The following is a 17,485-nucleotide window of genomic DNA, read 5'->3' as shown; positions in this document are numbered from 1 at the left end:
CTTATGAATTATCTTGTAATTTCACCCTATTACCCACAAAATTTCCAACAGTTCAGTATTGAACTAGCTAATAAAGGAATCACTGTTCTGGGGATTGGTCAAGAACCCTATGAACAACTAGATGAACCATTGCGCAATAGTTTGACGGAATATTTCCGAGTTGATAATCTTGAAAATATCGATGAGGTTAAACGTGCAGTTGCCTTTCTTTTCTATAAACATGGACCAATTGACCGCATTGAATCACACAATGAATACTGGCTAGAGTTGGATGCTGCCCTTCGTGAACAGTTCAATGTTTTTGGTGCTAAACCAGAAGACCTCAAGAAGACTAAGTTCAAGTCCGAAATGAAGAAACTCTTCCAAAAAGCTGGAGTTCCAGTTGTACCAGGTGCGGTAATTGAAACAGAAGCAGATGTTGATAAAGCTGTGAAAGAAATTGGACTTCCCATGATTGCCAAACCTGACAATGGAGTTGGAGCAGCGGCAACCTTCAAGCTTGAAACAGAAGATGATGTGAATCACTTTAAGACTGAATGGGACCACTCAACCGTTTATTTCTTTGAAAAATTTGTCACATCTAGTGAAATCTGTACCTTCGATGGTTTGGTAGATAGAGATGGGAATATCGTCTTTTCTACGACCTTTGACTATGCTCATACACCCCTCGATCTCATGATCTACAAGATGGACAATTCTTATTACGTTCTCAAAGAGATGGATCCAAAATTGCGTAAGTATGGTGAGGCTATTGTCAAAGAGTTTGGTATGAGAGAACGTTTCTTCCATATCGAGTTCTTCCGTGAAGGCGGTGATTACATCGCCATTGAATACAATAATCGTCCAGCTGGTGGCTTTACCATTGATGTTTATAACTACGCCCACTCTTTCGATTTGTACAAAGGATATGCAGCGATCGTTGCTGGTGAGCCATTCCCAGCTTCTCACTTTGAGCCACTTTATTGTTTAGCAACATCACGCCGTGCCAATGCCAACTATGTTTATTCAGAAGAGGACTTGCTTGCCAAATACAGCCAGCAGTTCAAGGTAAAGAAAATCATGCCAGCAGCCTTTGCTGAATTGCAAGGCGACTATCTTTATATGCTAACGACACCAAGTCGTGAAGAAATGGATCAGATGATTCATGACTTTGCTCTTCGTAAAGAATAATAAGAATTAGGACTTAACAAACTTACTTTGTTAAGTCTTTTTTTAGTAGTTGAAATAAAAACGTTTTCTCCTTAGATTCTTTTAGAAAATCTGTTGCTAAAAGCTCTAAAAATTGATAGAATAAGGATTGTCTAAAAAATATTAAGGAGAATCTATCAATGGATTTCACATGGGCAGTCAAATATGCCACTGAATTTTTGGGAACAGCCATCTTGATCATTTTAGGGAATGGTGCTGTTGCTAACGTTGAACTTAAAGGTACGAAAGGTCACCAAAGTGGCTGGCTCGTTATCGCTGTTGGTTACGGTATGGGGGTTATGATCCCTGCCTTGATGTTTGGGAATGTTTCTGGTAACCACATCAACCCAGCCTTCACTCTTGGTCTAGCAGTTAGCGGACTTTTCCCTTGGGCTCAAGTAGTACCATACATTATCGCACAAGTTTTGGGAGCAATATTTGGACAAGCTTTGGTTGTTGCAGCTCATCGTCCTTACTACTTGAAAACAGAAAACCCAAATAATATCTTGGGAACTTTCTCAACTATTTCAAATGTTGATCAAGGAACAAAAGAATCCCGCTTTGCAGCATCTGTCAATGGTTTCGTCAATGAGTTTATCGGTTCTTTCGTTCTTTTCTTTGCAGCTATGGCAATGACGAAGAACTACTTTGGTGCTGAATTAGTTGCTAAATCTCAGGCATTGATTAACAATCAAGTGGCACAAGCAACTGCTCAAGGTCAAACAATTCCTCAAGAACAAGTCACAGCAGCACTTGAGCAAGCAAAAACTCAAGTAGCTCCGTTCTTGTCACCAGGCCTTGCTGTTGCTCACTTGGCACTTGGTTTCCTAGTAATGGCCTTAGTTACTTCATTAGGTGGACCTACAGGACCAGGTTTGAACCCAGCTCGTGACCTTGGACCACGTCTCCTTCATGCTGTTCTTCCAAAATCAATCCTTGGTGAACACAAAGGAGATTCAAAATGGTGGTATGCTTGGGTACCAGTAATTGCACCGATTGCAGCTGGTATTGCAGCAGTAATGCTCTTCAAGTTCCTTTATATGTAATTATTAAAAAACTGGGAATTCCCAGTTTTTTTCTTGAATTAAAATGGAATAATCTTCAACGAATCACTGCTTAAATCGCCAGACTTTTTTCGTTTTGAAATAAAAGGTGAAAATATGGCAAAAATATGGTAAAATAGAGTATTAAGTAAACGTTAAAAAGGAATAGTATGCGTAAAGAGATTGCACCTGAATTATATAATTACAATAAATTCCCTGGTCCTGAATTTCATTTGTCTGGAGATAAAGTAGAAGCGGAAGGTTTTGCTTTTAACTTAGTTGAAAATAGCAAGGAAGCCTTTGATGCAACAGCATTTACTCAACGATTTTCAGAAGTTTTAACTAAGTTCGATTATATTGTAGGAGACTGGAGTAATGAACAGTTACGCTTACGTGGTTTCTACAAAAATGAGAGAGCTGAAGAATCTCTCGAGGAAATCAGTCGTTTACAAGATTATCTCCTCGAGTATTGTAGCTATGGATGTGCCTATTTTGTCCTAGAAAATGAAACTCCTAAACGAGCACCGTTTGATCAAAAAATGAGAAAAACAGAGGAAGAAAAGGATACTCGAAGAGGAAAGAAAATTCCTCAAAACAAGAAACGGAATAACACAGATATGAGAAATAGACGTCGTCGTAAAGAACAGAAATCTCAGAGTGAAGAAAAAGAACAACGTCATTTCGTCATCCGTAAGAAAGATTAGAGTTTAAGGAGAAACCATGAAACCGTCTATTTATAGTTTAACACGTCAAGGAATGCAAGAATGGATCTTGGAACAGGGAGAAAAGAAATTCCGTGCTGACCAAATCTGGGAGTGGCTTTACCGTAAACGTGTTCAGTCCTTTGAAGAAATGACCAATTTGTCTAAGGATTTGATTGCCAAACTCAATGATCAATTTGTAGTCAATCCTTTGAAACAACGCATCGTTCAAGAGTCAGCTGATGGGACAGTTAAGTACCTTTTTGAGTTGCCAGATGGGATGCTGATTGAGACAGTATTGATGCGTCAACACTACGGTTTGTCCGTCTGTGTAACCACTCAAGTAGGGTGCAATATTGGTTGTACCTTCTGTGCATCAGGCTTGATTAAGAAGCAACGTGACCTCAATAACGGGGAAATCGTTGCACAGATTATGTTGGTTCAGAAATATTTTGACGAACGTGGTCAAGATGAGCGTGTTAGCCATATCGTTGTTATGGGTATTGGAGAACCATTTGATAACTACAATAACGTTTTGAACTTTATACGTACCATCAACGACGATAAGGGAATGGCTATCGGTGCTCGCCATATCACTGTTTCAACTTCTGGTTTGGCTCATAAGATTCGTGACTTTGCCAATGAAGGTGTACAAGTTAACCTTGCTGTTTCTCTTCATGCGCCAAACAATGAACTGCGTTCAAGCATTATGAAGATTAACCGTGCCTTTCCAATTGAAAAACTCTTTGCAGCGATTGAGTATTATATCGAAACAACCAACCGTCGTGTGACTTTTGAGTACATTATGCTCAATGAGGTCAATGATGGAGTTGAACAAGCGCTTGAGTTGGCTGAATTGCTTAAAAACATCAAGAAACTGTCTTATGTCAACTTGATTCCATATAACCCAGTTACTGAACATGACCAATACAGTCGTAGTCCAAAAGAGCGTGTGATGGCCTTCTATGATACCTTGAAAAAACATGGTGTCAACTGTGTAGTCCGTCAGGAACATGGTACTGATATCGATGCAGCTTGTGGTCAATTGCGTTCAAACACCATGAAGCGTGATCGCCAAAAAGCAGTAGCAGAACTAAATCCATAAGATGAAACGAAAAACATTACTAAGTTTGGGAGTGCTATTTTACAGTCTTTGTATCGTCTGTTTTTGTTTTACTCCCCAGCATCAACTTCCTACAGGAGTGGAAACTCCAGGTATTCAAACTTTTGGACGCCTGGTTTTTCTTTTGACACCTTTTAACTCCCTATGGAAAGTGGGAGAAGTAACCAGCCTTTCACAGCTGTTTTGGATTTTTTTGCAAAACGCCTTAAATATTCTCTTACTTTTCCCATTGATGTTCCAACTTCTCTATCTGACACCTAGTTTAAGAAAAACGAAAAAAGTGATTCTGTTTAGTTTTTTACTGAGCCTTGGAATCGAATGTACACAGCTGTTGTTAGACTTTTTCTTTGATTTCAATCGGGTATTTGAGATTGATGATTTGTGGACCAATACCCTGGGTGGCTACATGGCTTGGCTCCTCTATAAACTACTACATAAAAACAAGATAAGGAACTAGAATGAGTATCTTAGAAGTAAAAAATTTAAGTCACGGTTTTGGTGATCGTGCGATTTTTGAAGACGTATCCTTCCGTCTCCTCAAGGGTGAACACATCGGTCTGGTTGGTGCGAATGGTGAAGGGAAATCAACCTTCATGAGTATCGTGACTGGTAAATTGCTACCAGATGAAGGTAAGGTAGAGTGGTCCAAATATGTGACAGCAGGTTATCTTGACCAGCACGCTGTGCTCAAAGAAGGTCAAACCGTGCGTGATGTTCTTCGTACTGCCTTCGATGAGTTATTCAAGGCGGAAGCTCGCATCAATGACCTTTATATGGAAATGGCAGAAGAAGGAGCAGATATCGAAGCTCTGATGGAAGAAGTTGGAGAACTCCAAGACCGTTTGGAAAGTCGTGATTTCTATACCTTGGATGCCAAGATTGACGAAGTAGCGCGTGCTCTTGGTGTCATGGATTTTGGGATGGATACGGACGTAACAGCCTTATCTGGTGGGCAAAGAACTAAGGTACTTTTGGCCAAACTTCTTCTTGAAAAGCCAGATATCTTGTTGCTTGACGAGCCAACCAACTATTTGGATGCGGAGCATATTGACTGGCTTAAACGCTATCTTCAGAACTATGAGAATGCCTTTGTTCTCATTTCTCACGATATTCCATTCCTCAACGATGTAATCAATATCGTCTATCATGTAGAAAACCAACAGTTGATACGCTACTCTGGAGATTACTACCAGTTCCAAGAAGTCTATGCCATGAAGAAATCGCAGCTGGAGGCAGCCTACGAACGTCAACAGAAAGAAATTGCGGATCTCAAGGACTTTGTGGCCCGTAATAAGGCGCGTGTTGCAACTCGTAATATGGCCATGTCTCGCCAGAAGAAATTGGACAAGATGGACATTATTGAGCTTCAAAGTGAGAAGCCAAAGCCGTCCTTTGATTTTAAACCAGCTCGTACACCTGGACGATTCATCTTCCAAGCCAAAGACTTACAGATTGGTTACGACCGTCCTCTTACTAAACCATTGAATCTTACCTTTGAGCGCAATCAAAAGGTTGCCATCATCGGTGCCAATGGTATCGGGAAAACAACCCTCTTGAAGAGCCTCTTGGGCATTATCCCGCCAATTGCTGGGGAAGTTGAACGTGGTGATTATCTAGAACTTGGCTACTTTGAACAGGAAGTGGAAGGAGGCAATCGCCAGACACCACTAGAAGCAGTCTGGAATGCCTTTCCTGCTCTCAATCAAGCAGAAGTCCGTGCAGCCCTTGCCCGTTGTGGTTTGACGACTAAACATATCGAGAGTCAAATCCAAGTATTGTCAGGTGGGGAACAAGCCAAGGTGAGATTCTGTCTCTTGATGAACCGTGAGAACAATGTTCTTGTTCTAGACGAGCCTACCAACCACTTGGATGTGGATGCTAAGGACGAACTCAAACGTGCTTTGAAAGAGTATAAAGGCTCAATCCTTATGGTCTGCCACGAACCAGACTTCTATGAAGGCTGGATGGATCAAATCTGGGATTTCAATGAACTAACATAAATGGTCGTAAAAAGCCAAGTCAATGTGACTTGGCTTTTTTATGATGGATGAAACCAGTAAAAGTCGTACTGCTATCAACTTGTTTTAGTATCAAAAATAACTAATTTGTTTGATTTCCCACAATTTCATCCTCTTCAAAGTGTCCCACACCATCTTCAACAACAAATGGGCAGGTAACTTCAACTTTCTTCTGTATTCTATTTTCATAATAACAATTAATGTTATAAATTCCATCGGAAAATGAGTTTTTTGGTAAAGATAAGAATTTTTCCTTTAAGGTCTCCACAGGACTACCATTTTCTACCTTGATTTTCGAAAGGTCGAAATCAAAATCGAGAGTAAGACCTTTGTTTTTCATGAGATCTTTTGTTGTAATATTATAAAAACCAGCTGCGTCAGAATCCCCTTTTTCTCGATTGCTGACAGCCTGCTTAATCATTGCAACATAGTAGTTTTCTATAGGATATTTTCTAAATTCAAAACTAGAAGCAATTTTTCCTGGTGTATCAAAAAGCTTATTTATTTTGTCAGCAGTAGCATTTTTGATACTATCTTCTTCTTGTTGTAGATTTGGTCTTTCTTTGTATACATCTAGCAAGAAACTGAATTCGTCTTGTTTGACAGTGTGAAACAGTGCCTTTTCTTTGTCATTAAGAAGTGTTTCGAGATCTGTTCCTGAAGGAAGAAAGAAATTTGATAAATGTTCTCCATCCTTTCCATGAATTTTTGCAGTAGTAGTTTCTTTTAAAATAGTTCCATCGGATAAATTTTCTGTATATGTTAGCTTGTAGGCAGTTCCATAAAATGCTTCAATCTCTCTGTGTTTATCAACTAACTCAACCTTTCCCTTAAGTCCAAGTGATTGAAATTCTTCAGCGAAAGAAGGAGTAGTATTTTTAATTGAGGAGGAAGTGGCTGTGATCAGTCCTAGGCAAGTGTATAAAATTACCGTAACTCCAAAGATAAAACCGAGTATGGCCAAAGTATCTTTCCCTTGTCCTAACTTTATCGTCTGATAAATACTGATAAGGAGAACGATAGAGTAAACAATACTAGCGCTAACTAGTACTGGATAATTATCAATGTAATTAAGTGGAGCACCCTTAAAACCTATTATTTGCATGAAAAATCCAATTGTAGCTAGAACTAACTGTATTGTACATGTCTTTTGAATCAACTCATTATCTTCAAAGGAGGCTTTTAATTTTGAAATATCTCTAAAAATAAAAATATTTCCTAGCACAATTCCTGCATATGATACGAAAAATGCTGGCCACAAGATTATAAAAGCAAAACCTCCGGAATCATAAGTAATCGAATAAACGACATTAAAGATTAAATATGAAAATAAAAGTAAACCAAGCCGGAATATATTTATCTTATAAGGTTTCATAGGAAAACCTCCTCGTTACTATTGACTAAATTATATCATATTTGAAACAAAAAGAGAGCGTTTACATGGAAGTGTAATTTAAAAAAGATAGGCCCTGTGACCTATCTTTTTTAATAGTTGAGATATTGTTCGATCTCAGACTTTTGAATTTCTTTACCGTAATGACAAATAGGGCAAGAAACAAAATATGTTTTACCGTAAGGAAAGAGTGGAATCCAGTAAAGAGTAAACTTACGTCCGGTTTCTGTAATTTCCCAAGTGCCTACATTGTTACAGTGCCCACAATCAATAGTAGTTTGAGTATGTCCGAGCACTTTTTGATAGCCTTTTGAACCCCAAAGTAAAAGCATTTTAACATCTCCTTAAAGTTAATGAGTTTATTGTTTACTGAAATCGTAGTCTTTAACAATTTCGATACTGTCGATGGTAATAGCAGTAGTTGGTTTATCTTTTTCGTCTTTTTCAGCCTTGGCAATTTTATCTACTACATCCATCCCATCAATCACTTGACCAAAGACTGGGTGTTTCCCATCGAGAGTAGGATTTCCACCTTCTTTGTAAGCTTGGATAATTTTCTTAGGATAGCTATTTGTTGGAAGTTTAGCTGAATAGTCTGTTGTACTTTGGTTGATAAAGAATTGACTACCATTTGAGTTTGGTTGACCAGTATTGGCCATAGATAGAGCACCGCGGATATTATAGAGGTATGGAGAGATTTCGTTTTTAAAACCTGTTCCCTTGTCTTTTGTTTGATCCTTACCGTGCCAGATAGATTCCCCACCTGTACCATCACCTTTCGGATCTCCTGTTTGTATCATAAATCCATCAATTACACGGTGGAAAGTAACACCATTGTAGTAGCCTTCTTTAGCATGAGTCAAGAAGTTTTCTACCGCAAGAGGTGCTAGCTTTGGAAAGAGCTTGATACGAATGTCCCCTTTACTTGTGTGAAGAATAACTTCAGCTTCATCGTCTGCAACTTCTTTAGAAAGTTGGGGAAAATTAGCATTTTCATTGGTTAAAGCGTCTTTGAAATCTTTTTCTGCTTGAGTAGCGGTTTTAGAACTTTCTTCAGTAGCAATTTTAGAATCTACGTAATCATCACCACGAAGAGCACGTTGGATGCTTGTACATCCACCAAGAGCAAAAGTTGAAATGAGTAGTAGTGTAGCTAATTTTTTCATGTTAATCCTCTCAAAAATCATTTTTTCCATTGTACCCTAAAAAGAAGTGGATTTCAAATATTCAATTGTGATGATTCCGATAGTACATACAATTTTATGGCCTTACTTACACCATTTTGATCATTAGAATCTGTTACTGTATTTGCGCAAGTTTTGACATCTGTAGGTGCGTTTCCCATTGCAACACCAAGTCCAGAAGTCTCAATCATTGGAATATCATTATAATTATCTCCAATAGTCATAATTTCAGAAAGTGAAAGTTGATAATACTTGGCTAATTCTAATAAAGCTTGTTTTTTGGATACTTGATTATGTGTAACTTCTAGATAGTTATCTTTAGAGAGATAGAAGTTGGTTTGAGGGAAATCTATTGAGGATAAGTTTTTTTGAAGTTTCTGTATGGTATCCGTATTATCTATCAGCAAAAGTTTATGAACAAGAGTTTTCTCGTCTTTTATAAAATCTGCTAAAGATGTAACTTTTGGACTTTCTCCAGTAATAGTTGCTTCGATTTCTACCCACTCATCAATTGTATTCACAAGCCAATCTTTTCCGGAGTAAACATTGATAGAAACTGTCGGGAATTCTTTTTTTAAAAAATCATGTAGTAAGAGTAATTCCTTTTTATTAATAGTATGCTGTCTTAGGATTTTATCTCCTAAACTGATGAGTGCTCCATTATAGCAGGCAATGGGACATTCGGTGATGCCAAGCTCTTTAGAAATTGGCGCTATACCGAGAGGAGATCTAGCAGAAGCTAAAACAAAAGGAATATCACATTGTTTTAAAAGTGGCATCAGTTCTATTAAATGAGAATCTAATTGGTGATTTTTATCCAAAATAGTACCGTCAATATCACTCATGATTAACTTTATTACTGACATATTTTTCTCCTTTTTATTAAAATAGAATAGTTGTTTTGCCATCTAAAGATTGTTGAATTTCTAAGTCGGGTTCTTTGTCTGTAATCCAATAATCAAAATCAGTAAGTTCGGAAAGAATATAATGAGAGTGTTTGTTTATTTTGCTAGTTTCAGCTAACAAGACGCGAATTTTACTAGTTTTAAATGCTCTTTTTTTCATGAGAACATCTTCTTGATCCTCAAAGCTAACTTGTCCGTCTGAAAGACTAGCTGCACCAAAAAATGCTATGTCAAATTTAATTCTATTCAAAGATTCGGATTCTTCTAATGAGTAATAGAAACGATTCTTTTTATGAAATCGTCCACCGATAATGTGAAAATCAACATTTTCATTTTCTCCTAAGACCAGTGCATTATCCAATGAATGGCTGAAAATAGTAACTTTTTTATCTGTTATTTTTGCTAACTCAAGTATAGTGGTTGAAACATCAAAGAATATCAGTTGTGAATCGGAAATGAGTTGGGTAGCTAAATGAGCAATTTTCGCTTTTTCTTTAGAAGATTGTTCTGCTCGACCTTGGAAACCAAGAATTCTTTGCTTTTGAATTGGCAACAAACCTCCGTGAGTTCGTTGCGCTCGCTTTTCCTTTGCAAGAATGGAAAAATCTCTCCGGATAGTATCCTTGGATACTTGGAAATAGTCAACCATTTCTCTTGCCGATAGACTTCCTCTATCTTCTAAAAGTTTTATGATTTCTTCTAATCTTTGTGCTTGGTACATAGGAATTCCTCCTTTTTTTAATACTATACTCTTTTTATAAGTATTTGTCAATAATTGTAATGATTTGTAAGTGTTTTAAAAAATTACAAAAAAATCAACCAGTATTGGTTGATTAAAGATTCTTTTTAGGATGGCGGTCAATGATTGCCTGATGGTCTTTGAGCGCTTGTTCCCCTTTAGGGGTCAGTTTATAGCCACGGATGGAGAAACACTGGGATAATTCTTCTTCTGAAAAATGGTCATGAAATGCTTGATTCAAGTCGGCAGCCTTCATCTTAGAAAGTCCGGCAACCCCCTTCTTTTTAAGGATATTCTTTTTTGTAGTGGCATTTAGATGGTCAAGCGAGTCAAAGGCGGTTTCGATAGTAGCATATCCTTTTTCAACAAGCGTATCTAAATGTTTTGGGATATCAATGCCATAAGAATTACTATATTTTAAAAGAGAACATTTTCAAAGGATTTTTCTTTTGGCTCAATTTCTAATTAATCATTGAACTTAATGCTAGGTCTCGAAAAGAATTATGTTTCCTCTTTCTGTCTGAGTTCAAAGAGGTCTTCTACTTTCAAATCAAAAACTTGAGCAATTTTAAGAGCCATTTCCAGCGAAGGATTGTAGCGGTTATTTTCCAAGTGAAGAATTGTCTCGCGTCGCATGCCGATGAGGTCGGCTAACTCTTGCTGGGTCATGTCTGTGGACTCACGAACAGATTTGAGATTAGTAATAATATTGCTTTCTTTGGCCATACTTATCCTCTCCGTTCCAAGATAAAATAGACAACCGCAAAGATGAAAATCAAGGCAGCTATGCTAAAAAATATCTGTCCCATGTAAAGAGTGAGAGACCCCATATACCCAATGATAACTGCTAGGATCATCAGTGCGCCTAGTATAAAAACAAACATCAAGCTAGCTGCCTTGGCTAAATTAGCATAAAAGCGTTCGTCCGGAGTTTCCTTGACATTTTTCAAACAGAAAAAAGCAAATAAAATCACTTCAATAACGAGGCCAATTCCCAAAATCCATTCTTTAATACCAGAACTTAAGCTTGGGGTCGCAACCCAAATTCCTAATGTATAAAAAATACTTGCTGCAAACAAAAGTATCGTGTAAAGCTTAGCAGACAAGTCAAAAATAATCTTTCCCTTACCTTTCTGACTTTTATGAGACCATAGTTTCATATGTAGCCAGCTCCAAATAGCTATAATTTGACCTGACACTGAAATACCAGTAATAACTAACTTGGGTCCCCAACTAAGATTAGAACCAAATAAAACAATAAAATCAATAATGAGAGCTACGGCAATCATTGCAATGAGGCCACGCATTTTTTGACTTTTTTTCATGATAGACTCCTTTTTTGTGTTATAAATATATAACATTTAAATGTTATGTTATAAATATATCACACTTAAATTTAGAAAGCAAGAATTTTATGTGTCAATGTGGTAATTATTTGAAAAAATTTTTTAATTAAAGACCTCGCTAGTCAAACAACTAAAGAATTCTTTGAAGCAATGCATCTGATTTGGTTTGGATAGCTTCGTTAATAATATTTGATGATAAAGAATCTTTGGAAAATCTAGATACTGTATGGATCTCTACTTTTTTTCTTAGACTCTTATAAAGTCTGTCAGAATAAGCTTTGTAGGTGTAGAAGTTAATTTTTTCTTTCTAATTTATCCCTATTAGTCTAAAAAATTTAAAAATTTTAAAGTCTGTCAAGTTTTTTTCTTGACACCTCTCAGAAATCTGCTATAATAGAACATGTGCTAAATAGCTTAGCTATTTCACCGAACTAAAAAATAAAAGAAAAGAGATATTAAAAATGGCAGTTAAAATCCGTTTGACTCGTATGGGTTCTAAGAAAAAACCTTTCTACCGTATTAACGTAGCAGATTCACGTTCACCACGTGACGGACGTTTCATCGAAACAGTTGGAACTTACAACCCACTTGTTGAAGAAAACCAAGTAACTTTGAAAGAAGACCGTATTCTTGCATGGTTGGCTGATGGAGCTCAACCTTCAGATACAGTTCGCAACATCCTTTCAAAAGAAGGCGTATTGAAGAAATTCCACGATTCTAAATTCTCAAAATAAGTTTAAAGTAGGTTGACAGATGGATACAATTGAAAATCTCATTATTGCAATTGTGAAACCTTTGATTTCACAACCAGATGCCTTAACTATCAAGATTGAAGATACACCAGAATTTTTGGAGTATCATTTGGATCTTGACCAAAGCGATGTGGGTCGTGTAATCGGTCGTAAGGGTCGCACTATTTCTGCGATAAGAACGATTGTCTACTCTGTCCCAACTGAAGACAAAAAAGTAAGAATCGTTATTGACGAAAAATAAGAAAAGCGGGACATGGTCTCGCTTTTTTTGCAAGGAGAAGGAATGAGAGATTTAACAGTTAGACAACTAGAGGAATACTTACTTGACCATTATCAACAATCTAGGACAGAAGAAGGACTCTTTATAAAACTAGTTGAAGAAGTTGGAGAAGTCGCTGAGGTTTTAAATGGACGTTCCGGTAGAAAAGAGGGTGTCCAAGATTCAAACGAGGAATTGGCAAAGGAGTTGGCAGATATCATTCACTATACAGTGGCAATTGCAGCTATCAACGATATTGACCTAACGAAGACCATTTTTGAAAAAGACAAAAAGGCATCCATCAAGTATCAGCATGTACAAGATTTGGAAAGCTTTTTAGATAAAAACCTTCCATAGTTCTCCTTTTCTCCAACTTGTGAAAATCCCTGTAACATGATAAAATAAAGGGAGAAACAGATACAGGAGATCAAATGAACTATTTTAACGTTGGGAAAATTGTCAATACTCAGGGCTTGCAGGGTGAGATGCGAGTCTTGTCAGTGACAGATTTTACTGAAGAACGCTTTAAAAAAGGGGCAGAACTTGCCTTATTTGATGAAAAAGATCAATTTGTGCGAACAGTGGTTATCGCTAGCCATCGTAAGCACAAAAACTTCGATATCATTAAGTTCAAGGATATGTACCATATCAATGACATTGAAAAATACAAGGGTTACAGTCTAAAGGTTGCTGAGGAGAATCTCAATGAACTTGATGATGGTGAGTTTTACTACCACGAGATTATCGGTTTAGAAGTCTATGAGGGAGATAACTTGATTGGAACCATCAAGGAAATCCTTCAGCCAGGTGCCAATGATGTCTGGGTGGTCAAACGTAAAGGCAAACGTGACCTGCTCTTACCCTATATTCCGCCTGTTGTCCTTAATATAGATATTCCTAATAACCGTGTGGATGTTGAACTCTTGGAAGGGTTAGACGATGAAGATTGATATTTTAACCCTTTTTCCAGAAATGTTCACACCCTTAGAACATTCCATCGTTGGAAAGGCTCGAGAAAAAGGACTCTTAGATATCCACTACCATAATTTTCGTGACTACGCTGAAAAGGCCCGTCATGTTGACGATGAACCTTACGGTGGTGGTCAAGGGATGTTGCTAAGAGCGCAACCCATCTTTGACGCCTTTGATGCCATTGAAAAAAAGAATCCGCGCGTGATTCTATTGGATCCAGCCGGTAAGCAGTTTGACCAGGCTTATGCGGAAGATTTAGCGCAAGAAGAAGAGCTTATCTTTATTTGTGGGCACTACGAGGGTTATGATGAACGGATTAAGACCTTGGTAACAGATGAGATATCTCTTGGAGATTATGTCTTGACTGGTGGAGAACTAGCAGCGATGACCATGATTGATGCGACGGTTCGCTTGATTCCAGAAGTTATCGGGAAGGAAGCAAGTCACCAGGATGATAGCTTTTCATCAGGACTCTTGGAATATCCTCAGTACACAAGACCTTACGATTTTCGTGGTATGTTAGTTCCGGATGTGCTTATGAGTGGACACCATGAAAACATCCGTCAATGGCGACTCTATGAGAGCCTCAAGAAAACTTACCAACGCAGACCTGATTTGCTGGAAGAGTATGAGTTGACAGCAGAAGAAGAGAAAATGTTAGCAGAAATTAAAGAAAATAACAATTAAAAGGAGAACCCTATGCAAGTAATTAAACGTGATGGACAAGTCGCTGATTTTGATCCAGATAAAATCTACCAAGCCATCCTTAAGGCAGCTCAAACAGTCTATGTATTGACAGACGATTTGCGCCAAAATCTAGCTCAAGTTACAAAAAAAGTTGTTTTGGATTTGGAAGAAGCAAAAGTAGAACGTGCAACTATCAGTATGATCCAATCAATGGTTGAGCACCGCTTACTAGGTGCAGGATATATCACTATTGCAGAACACTATATCTCTTACCGTTTGCAACGTGATTTGGAGAGAAGTGGTTATGGTGACCACATCGCTGTTCACCTTCATTTTGAACAAATTCGTTAATAGAAAAAGAGTGAGATGAATAACTCATCTCACTCTTTCTTAAATCTTCTTTTTTGAGCAGTTTGAATCGTTGAGGGAACGAAAGTCACTCTTCGAATATCCGACACTCGAATAATACGGCTTACGTTTTTGGCGAAGTTTTTAACGATAATTTGTTGGCGGTCAGTATCATACTTGATAATATCGCCTGTAAAACTCGTTTCGGCAAAGATGATATGGACAGCCGTTTTTTTGGCTAACGCTTCTTTAAGTCTAGCAATGAGGGGGTCGCTTTTTTCAGGAATGGATTCTTCATGACCATTCACAAAATTATGAACCTTTTGTAAAGCTTGTTTCAAGAATTCCTTCATTTGGGCCTCCCTTCTTTAAATCATTATATAAAAATTTTATGAAATCTACAAGATTTTTCGAATAATCAATTGAGAACAAAAAGGAGAAGAACATGGCAGAATTTACATTTGAAATTGAAGAACATTTACTCACTCTATCTGAAAATGAAAAAGGATGGACCAAGGAAATCAATCGAGTCAGCTTTAATGGAGCACCGGCGAAGTTTGATATTCGTAGCTGGAGTCCCGACCATACAAAGATGGGTAAAGGAATTACCCTTTCAAACGAAGAGTTTCAAGTGATGGTGGATGCCTTCAAGAATCAGTAAGCATTCATGAAAAAATAAAAAAGAGGAGGGAAAAATCCCAACCTTTTTTTATTTGTTTGAAAAGTAGGGTTGACTACTGAGTCGTTGAAGGAGTGGTCGACCGATAAAACTGATTGCAATGATTTTCCCAAGGTCTGGTAGGATGAAAGGAATCACACCGACAGCCAGTGCTTTATCCAAAGGCATACCAGCAAGGAAGTGGAGACTGAGAATACCACCGACGAAAACAAGTGAGTCCCCCAAGAGATTTGATAGGAAAATACGTACAACACCACTATTCGTGTGAGTTAGATAGGAAGCAAGTCCTGCATAGACAAGGTCAAACCACAGGTATCCTGCACTTGGTCCAACTAAAACATGGAAACCTGCAGCTCCACCGGCAAAGACAGGAAGACCAATTCCCCCAAGCAAAAGATAAAGAGCCACAGAAAGGACAGCCTCTCTAGGCCTAAAAACAGTAGCAATGAGTCCAATTGCGAAGTTTTGTAGCGTAAATGGGACAGGTCCGATAGGGATAGTAATTTGTGCTAGAACGGCAATGAGTGCAGCACCGATAGCTGGGACAGTATAGATATAAGCTTTTTTCAAAACAGTTAACCTCTTTTCACTTTTATAGTAACTATTATACTGAACTCTTTAGGAAAGTCAACTTATTTTTATATAAAGGGTAACAAATCTGTAACAGCCGATTTTAATTAAAAAAAAAGACCTATAAGGTCTTTTATATTGGTTTAACGCATAGTTACAAATTCTTCCGAACCAGTTGGATGGATAGCGACAGTAGCATCGAAATCAGCTTTTGTAGCGCCCATCTTGATAGCAACTGCGAAACCTTGAATCATTTCGTCAACACCATAGCCGATACCATGAAGGCCGACGACCTTTTCGTCTGCACCAGCTGTAACGAGCTTGAAGCGAGCCTCTTGACGATGGTTAGTGACTGCAGAATACATAGAAGCAAATTTTGAAGTATAAACTTTAATGTTTTCTTGCCCATACTCTTTGATAGCTTCTTCCTCAGTTAGACCAACAGTTCCGATAGCAGGGTGTGAGAAGACTACAGTTGGGATAGTAGTGTAGTCCATTTTAGCATTGGTTTTGCCGTTGAAAAGTCTTTCAGATAGGGTACGACCAGCCTTGATTGAAACAGGAGTTAGTTCTTTTTCACCTGTGACATCTCCAAGTGCGTAGATACCTTTAACAACAGTGTTCTGGTATTCGTCAACCTTGATAAAGCCTCGTTCATTGAGAGTGACACCAGCTTTTTCGAGTTGAAGTCCTTCAACGTTTGGACGGCGACCAGTTGCCCAGATAACTTGACTGGCAGTGTGGCTGCTACCATCTTCAAAATGAATGGTAATGCCTTGTTCAGTTTCTTCAAGTTTAGCAGGAACCTTATGTGTGTGGAGGTTTAGTCCTGTATTTTCCATTTCCTGAACTAGACTCTCAACGATATAGCTATCAAATCCACGTAGCGGACGTTCACGACGGACGAATAAATCTGTCTGAACACCAAGTGTATGGAGTACACCAGCCAATTCTACAGCAATGTAACCAGCACCTAGAATAGCTACCGATTCAGGTAACTCTTCCCAGGCGAAGACATCATCTGAGCTACCACCTAGTTCTGCACCAGGAATAGCAGGGATATGAGGATGAGCTCCAGTCGCAATCACAATATGCTTAGCGCGGATCAATTCGCCATTAACGCTGACAGTATGAGCATCGACAAACTCGGCACGCCCTTCAATCAAATCAACTCCATTACGCTTGAAGCTTCCATCGTAAGAAGAGCGAGCACGGTCAATGTAGGCTTCACGATTCTTACGAAGAGTTGCATAATCAAATCGATTCCCAGTATTTGTGAATCCATAGTCAGGTCCATATTTGTGGATACTCTCTGCGATTTGAGCTCCATACCACATGATTTTTTTAGGGACACAGCCCTGGTTGACACAAGTTCCACCTAATTTCTTTTCCTCAATAACTGCAGCTTTAGCACCATGTTCGCCAGCACGATTCATGGTAGCAATTCCCCCGCTACCTCCACCAATGGCAATAATGTCATATTCTCTCATAAGAAAGCTCCTTTAGTTGTTTTCTAGTCATATTCTATCTTTTTTTGAAAGTCAATGCAAAAATCTGCTACGTAGAAAAGCTAGTAGA

General features: G+C 38.2%; 24 protein-coding genes. 13 read left to right on the top strand and 11 right to left on the bottom strand.

Features of this window, described 5'->3' with window-relative positions:
• Positions 1 to 3: 3 nt before the first annotated feature.
• The 6 genes from HMPREF3237_RS02490 (at position 4) to HMPREF3237_RS02465 (ending at position 6,055) form a co-directional block, all read left to right on the top strand.
• Positions 4 to 1,170 carry an ATP-grasp domain-containing protein gene (locus HMPREF3237_RS02490; RefSeq protein WP_070888720.1) on the top strand — a complete coding sequence of 389 codons (1,167 nt, stop codon included), beginning with the start codon at positions 4 to 6 and terminating at the stop codon, positions 1,168 to 1,170.
• Between the two features lie 158 nt (positions 1,171 to 1,328).
• Positions 1,329 to 2,234, top strand: coding sequence for an aquaglyceroporin Gla (gene gla, locus HMPREF3237_RS02485; RefSeq protein WP_070888719.1), 906 nt, complete (start codon positions 1,329 to 1,331; stop codon positions 2,232 to 2,234).
• Positions 2,235 to 2,401: 167 nt separating this feature from the next.
• Complete coding sequence (locus HMPREF3237_RS02480) at positions 2,402 to 2,935, top strand: YutD family protein (RefSeq protein ID WP_070888718.1); 534 nt, start codon at positions 2,402 to 2,404, stop codon at positions 2,933 to 2,935.
• A 16-nt stretch (positions 2,936 to 2,951) separates the two neighbouring features.
• On the top strand, positions 2,952 to 4,037 hold the full coding sequence (gene rlmN / locus HMPREF3237_RS02475) for a dual-specificity RNA methyltransferase RlmN (RefSeq protein ID WP_070888717.1): 1,086 nt from the start codon (positions 2,952 to 2,954) through the stop codon (positions 4,035 to 4,037).
• Position 4,038: 1 nt separating this feature from the next.
• On the top strand, positions 4,039 to 4,512 hold the full coding sequence (locus HMPREF3237_RS02470; protein ID WP_070888716.1) for a VanZ family protein: 474 nt from the start codon (positions 4,039 to 4,041) through the stop codon (positions 4,510 to 4,512).
• A 1-nt stretch (position 4,513) separates the two neighbouring features.
• Positions 4,514 to 6,055 (top strand): ABC-F family ATP-binding cassette domain-containing protein, encoded by a 1,542-nt coding sequence (locus HMPREF3237_RS02465; protein ID WP_070888715.1) that lies wholly within the window; start codon positions 4,514 to 4,516, stop codon positions 6,053 to 6,055.
• Between the two features lie 100 nt (positions 6,056 to 6,155).
• Here the strand turns inward: HMPREF3237_RS02465 and HMPREF3237_RS02460 are convergent, their stop codons facing one another.
• The 8 genes from HMPREF3237_RS02460 to HMPREF3237_RS02425 all read right to left on the bottom strand — a co-directional run bounded on the left by HMPREF3237_RS02460 (position 6,156) and on the right by HMPREF3237_RS02425 (position 11,619).
• Complete coding sequence (locus tag HMPREF3237_RS02460; protein WP_070888714.1) at positions 6,156 to 7,448, bottom strand: hypothetical protein; 1,293 nt, start codon at positions 7,446 to 7,448, stop codon at positions 6,156 to 6,158.
• A gap of 110 nt (positions 7,449 to 7,558) precedes the next feature.
• Positions 7,559 to 7,798: a zinc-ribbon domain-containing protein gene (locus HMPREF3237_RS02455; RefSeq protein ID WP_006145808.1), complete on the bottom strand. Its 240-nt coding sequence runs from the start codon at positions 7,796 to 7,798 to the stop codon at positions 7,559 to 7,561.
• A gap of 27 nt (positions 7,799 to 7,825) precedes the next feature.
• Positions 7,826 to 8,632 (bottom strand): peptidylprolyl isomerase, encoded by an 807-nt coding sequence (locus tag HMPREF3237_RS02450; protein WP_025168710.1) that lies wholly within the window; start codon positions 8,630 to 8,632, stop codon positions 7,826 to 7,828.
• Positions 8,633 to 8,685: 53 nt separating this feature from the next.
• A complete protein-coding gene (locus tag HMPREF3237_RS02445) occupies positions 8,686 to 9,516 on the bottom strand; it encodes a Cof-type HAD-IIB family hydrolase (RefSeq protein WP_025168709.1) in 831 nt (276 codons plus the stop codon).
• A 16-nt stretch (positions 9,517 to 9,532) separates the two neighbouring features.
• The gene (locus HMPREF3237_RS02440; protein ID WP_070888713.1) at positions 9,533 to 10,276 is read right to left on the bottom strand and encodes a DeoR/GlpR family DNA-binding transcription regulator; all 744 of its coding nucleotides are present in this window, start codon (positions 10,274 to 10,276) and stop codon (positions 9,533 to 9,535) included.
• Positions 10,277 to 10,388: 112 nt separating this feature from the next.
• Positions 10,389 to 10,535: a hypothetical protein gene (locus tag HMPREF3237_RS09050; protein WP_229026676.1), complete on the bottom strand. Its 147-nt coding sequence runs from the start codon at positions 10,533 to 10,535 to the stop codon at positions 10,389 to 10,391.
• 260 nt (positions 10,536 to 10,795) lie between these two features.
• The gene (locus tag HMPREF3237_RS02430; protein WP_049502995.1) at positions 10,796 to 11,020 is read right to left on the bottom strand and encodes a helix-turn-helix transcriptional regulator; all 225 of its coding nucleotides are present in this window, start codon (positions 11,018 to 11,020) and stop codon (positions 10,796 to 10,798) included.
• Positions 11,021 to 11,022: 2 nt separating this feature from the next.
• Positions 11,023 to 11,619, bottom strand: a complete 597-nt coding sequence (locus tag HMPREF3237_RS02425; protein ID WP_070888712.1) for a hypothetical protein — start codon at positions 11,617 to 11,619, stop codon at positions 11,023 to 11,025.
• A 482-nt stretch (positions 11,620 to 12,101) separates the two neighbouring features.
• Between HMPREF3237_RS02425 and rpsP the strand changes: the two genes are divergently transcribed.
• The 6 genes from rpsP to HMPREF3237_RS02395 all read left to right on the top strand — a co-directional run bounded on the left by rpsP (position 12,102) and on the right by HMPREF3237_RS02395 (position 14,661).
• Positions 12,102 to 12,374, top strand: a complete 273-nt coding sequence (gene rpsP / locus HMPREF3237_RS02420) for a 30S ribosomal protein S16 (RefSeq protein ID WP_004253064.1) — start codon at positions 12,102 to 12,104, stop codon at positions 12,372 to 12,374.
• 19 nt (positions 12,375 to 12,393) lie between these two features.
• On the top strand, positions 12,394 to 12,633 hold the full coding sequence (gene kphA / locus HMPREF3237_RS02415; protein WP_000379617.1) for an RNA-binding protein KphA: 240 nt from the start codon (positions 12,394 to 12,396) through the stop codon (positions 12,631 to 12,633).
• 42 nt (positions 12,634 to 12,675) lie between these two features.
• Positions 12,676 to 13,008, top strand: coding sequence for a MazG nucleotide pyrophosphohydrolase domain-containing protein (locus HMPREF3237_RS02410; protein WP_049494604.1), 333 nt, complete (start codon positions 12,676 to 12,678; stop codon positions 13,006 to 13,008).
• Between the two features lie 74 nt (positions 13,009 to 13,082).
• Positions 13,083 to 13,601, top strand: coding sequence for a ribosome maturation factor RimM (rimM, locus tag HMPREF3237_RS02405; RefSeq protein ID WP_070888711.1), 519 nt, complete (start codon positions 13,083 to 13,085; stop codon positions 13,599 to 13,601).
• Entirely contained in the window at positions 13,591 to 14,310 is a 720-nt protein-coding gene (gene trmD, locus HMPREF3237_RS02400; protein ID WP_070888710.1) for a tRNA (guanosine(37)-N1)-methyltransferase TrmD, read from the top strand. Before rimM ends, trmD begins: the two co-directional genes overlap by 11 nt.
• A gap of 12 nt (positions 14,311 to 14,322) precedes the next feature.
• A complete protein-coding gene (locus HMPREF3237_RS02395) occupies positions 14,323 to 14,661 on the top strand; it encodes an ATP cone domain-containing protein (protein WP_004253071.1) in 339 nt (112 codons plus the stop codon).
• 29 nt (positions 14,662 to 14,690) lie between these two features.
• On the opposite strand, the gene HMPREF3237_RS02390 is transcribed toward HMPREF3237_RS02395, so the two are convergent.
• On the bottom strand, positions 14,691 to 15,011 hold the full coding sequence (locus tag HMPREF3237_RS02390) for a hypothetical protein (protein ID WP_006145797.1): 321 nt from the start codon (positions 15,009 to 15,011) through the stop codon (positions 14,691 to 14,693).
• A 92-nt stretch (positions 15,012 to 15,103) separates the two neighbouring features.
• Here HMPREF3237_RS02390 and HMPREF3237_RS02385 point away from each other — a divergent pair, with 92 nt between their 5' ends.
• The gene (locus HMPREF3237_RS02385; protein ID WP_006145796.1) at positions 15,104 to 15,319 is read left to right on the top strand and encodes a YdbC family protein; all 216 of its coding nucleotides are present in this window, start codon (positions 15,104 to 15,106) and stop codon (positions 15,317 to 15,319) included.
• A gap of 48 nt (positions 15,320 to 15,367) precedes the next feature.
• Here HMPREF3237_RS02385 and HMPREF3237_RS02380 read toward each other — a convergent pair whose 3' ends face one another.
• Both HMPREF3237_RS02380 and gor read right to left on the bottom strand, forming a co-directional pair.
• On the bottom strand, positions 15,368 to 15,907 hold the full coding sequence (locus HMPREF3237_RS02380; protein WP_006145795.1) for a biotin transporter BioY: 540 nt from the start codon (positions 15,905 to 15,907) through the stop codon (positions 15,368 to 15,370).
• A gap of 143 nt (positions 15,908 to 16,050) precedes the next feature.
• Complete coding sequence (gene gor, locus HMPREF3237_RS02375; protein WP_070888709.1) at positions 16,051 to 17,397, bottom strand: glutathione-disulfide reductase; 1,347 nt, start codon at positions 17,395 to 17,397, stop codon at positions 16,051 to 16,053.
• Positions 17,398 to 17,485: the final 88 nt, after the last annotated feature.

Source organism: Streptococcus sp. HMSC34B10 (genome assembly GCF_001839505.1).
GTDB classification, from domain to species: Bacteria; Bacillota; Bacilli; order Lactobacillales; family Streptococcaceae; genus Streptococcus; species Streptococcus peroris.
Note: the sequence above shows the minus strand (reverse complement) of the source record. Positions and strands in the feature narration are given on the sequence as shown.

What these genes read in the sequence shown, in the direction of transcription:
- HMPREF3237_RS02490 (WP_070888720.1), top strand. Translation starts at nt 4, where the DNA reads ATGAATTATCTTGTAATTTCACCCTATTACCCACAAAATTTCCAACAG.
- gla (WP_070888719.1), top strand. Translation starts at nt 1,329, where the DNA reads ATGGATTTCACATGGGCAGTCAAATATGCCACTGAATTTTTGGGAACA.
- HMPREF3237_RS02480 (WP_070888718.1), top strand. Translation starts at nt 2,402, where the DNA reads ATGCGTAAAGAGATTGCACCTGAATTATATAATTACAATAAATTCCCT.
- rlmN (WP_070888717.1), top strand. Translation starts at nt 2,952, where the DNA reads ATGAAACCGTCTATTTATAGTTTAACACGTCAAGGAATGCAAGAATGG.
- HMPREF3237_RS02470 (WP_070888716.1), top strand. Translation starts at nt 4,039, where the DNA reads ATGAAACGAAAAACATTACTAAGTTTGGGAGTGCTATTTTACAGTCTT.
- HMPREF3237_RS02465 (WP_070888715.1), top strand. Translation starts at nt 4,514, where the DNA reads ATGAGTATCTTAGAAGTAAAAAATTTAAGTCACGGTTTTGGTGATCGT.
- HMPREF3237_RS02460 (WP_070888714.1), bottom strand. Translation starts at nt 7,448, where the DNA reads ATGAAACCTTATAAGATAAATATATTCCGGCTTGGTTTACTTTTATTT.
- HMPREF3237_RS02455 (WP_006145808.1), bottom strand. Translation starts at nt 7,798, where the DNA reads ATGCTTTTACTTTGGGGTTCAAAAGGCTATCAAAAAGTGCTCGGACAT.
- HMPREF3237_RS02450 (WP_025168710.1), bottom strand. Translation starts at nt 8,632, where the DNA reads ATGAAAAAATTAGCTACACTACTACTCATTTCAACTTTTGCTCTTGGT.
- HMPREF3237_RS02445 (WP_025168709.1), bottom strand. Translation starts at nt 9,516, where the DNA reads ATGTCAGTAATAAAGTTAATCATGAGTGATATTGACGGTACTATTTTG.
- HMPREF3237_RS02440 (WP_070888713.1), bottom strand. Translation starts at nt 10,276, where the DNA reads ATGTACCAAGCACAAAGATTAGAAGAAATCATAAAACTTTTAGAAGAT.
- HMPREF3237_RS02430 (WP_049502995.1), bottom strand. Translation starts at nt 11,020, where the DNA reads ATGGCCAAAGAAAGCAATATTATTACTAATCTCAAATCTGTTCGTGAG.
- HMPREF3237_RS02425 (WP_070888712.1), bottom strand. Translation starts at nt 11,619, where the DNA reads ATGAAAAAAAGTCAAAAAATGCGTGGCCTCATTGCAATGATTGCCGTA.
- rpsP (WP_004253064.1), top strand. Translation starts at nt 12,102, where the DNA reads ATGGCAGTTAAAATCCGTTTGACTCGTATGGGTTCTAAGAAAAAACCT.
- kphA (WP_000379617.1), top strand. Translation starts at nt 12,394, where the DNA reads ATGGATACAATTGAAAATCTCATTATTGCAATTGTGAAACCTTTGATT.
- HMPREF3237_RS02410 (WP_049494604.1), top strand. Translation starts at nt 12,676, where the DNA reads ATGAGAGATTTAACAGTTAGACAACTAGAGGAATACTTACTTGACCAT.
- rimM (WP_070888711.1), top strand. Translation starts at nt 13,083, where the DNA reads ATGAACTATTTTAACGTTGGGAAAATTGTCAATACTCAGGGCTTGCAG.
- trmD (WP_070888710.1), top strand. Translation starts at nt 13,591, where the DNA reads ATGAAGATTGATATTTTAACCCTTTTTCCAGAAATGTTCACACCCTTA.
- HMPREF3237_RS02395 (WP_004253071.1), top strand. Translation starts at nt 14,323, where the DNA reads ATGCAAGTAATTAAACGTGATGGACAAGTCGCTGATTTTGATCCAGAT.
- HMPREF3237_RS02390 (WP_006145797.1), bottom strand. Translation starts at nt 15,011, where the DNA reads ATGAAGGAATTCTTGAAACAAGCTTTACAAAAGGTTCATAATTTTGTG.
- HMPREF3237_RS02385 (WP_006145796.1), top strand. Translation starts at nt 15,104, where the DNA reads ATGGCAGAATTTACATTTGAAATTGAAGAACATTTACTCACTCTATCT.
- gor (WP_070888709.1), bottom strand. Translation starts at nt 17,397, where the DNA reads ATGAGAGAATATGACATTATTGCCATTGGTGGAGGTAGCGGGGGAATT.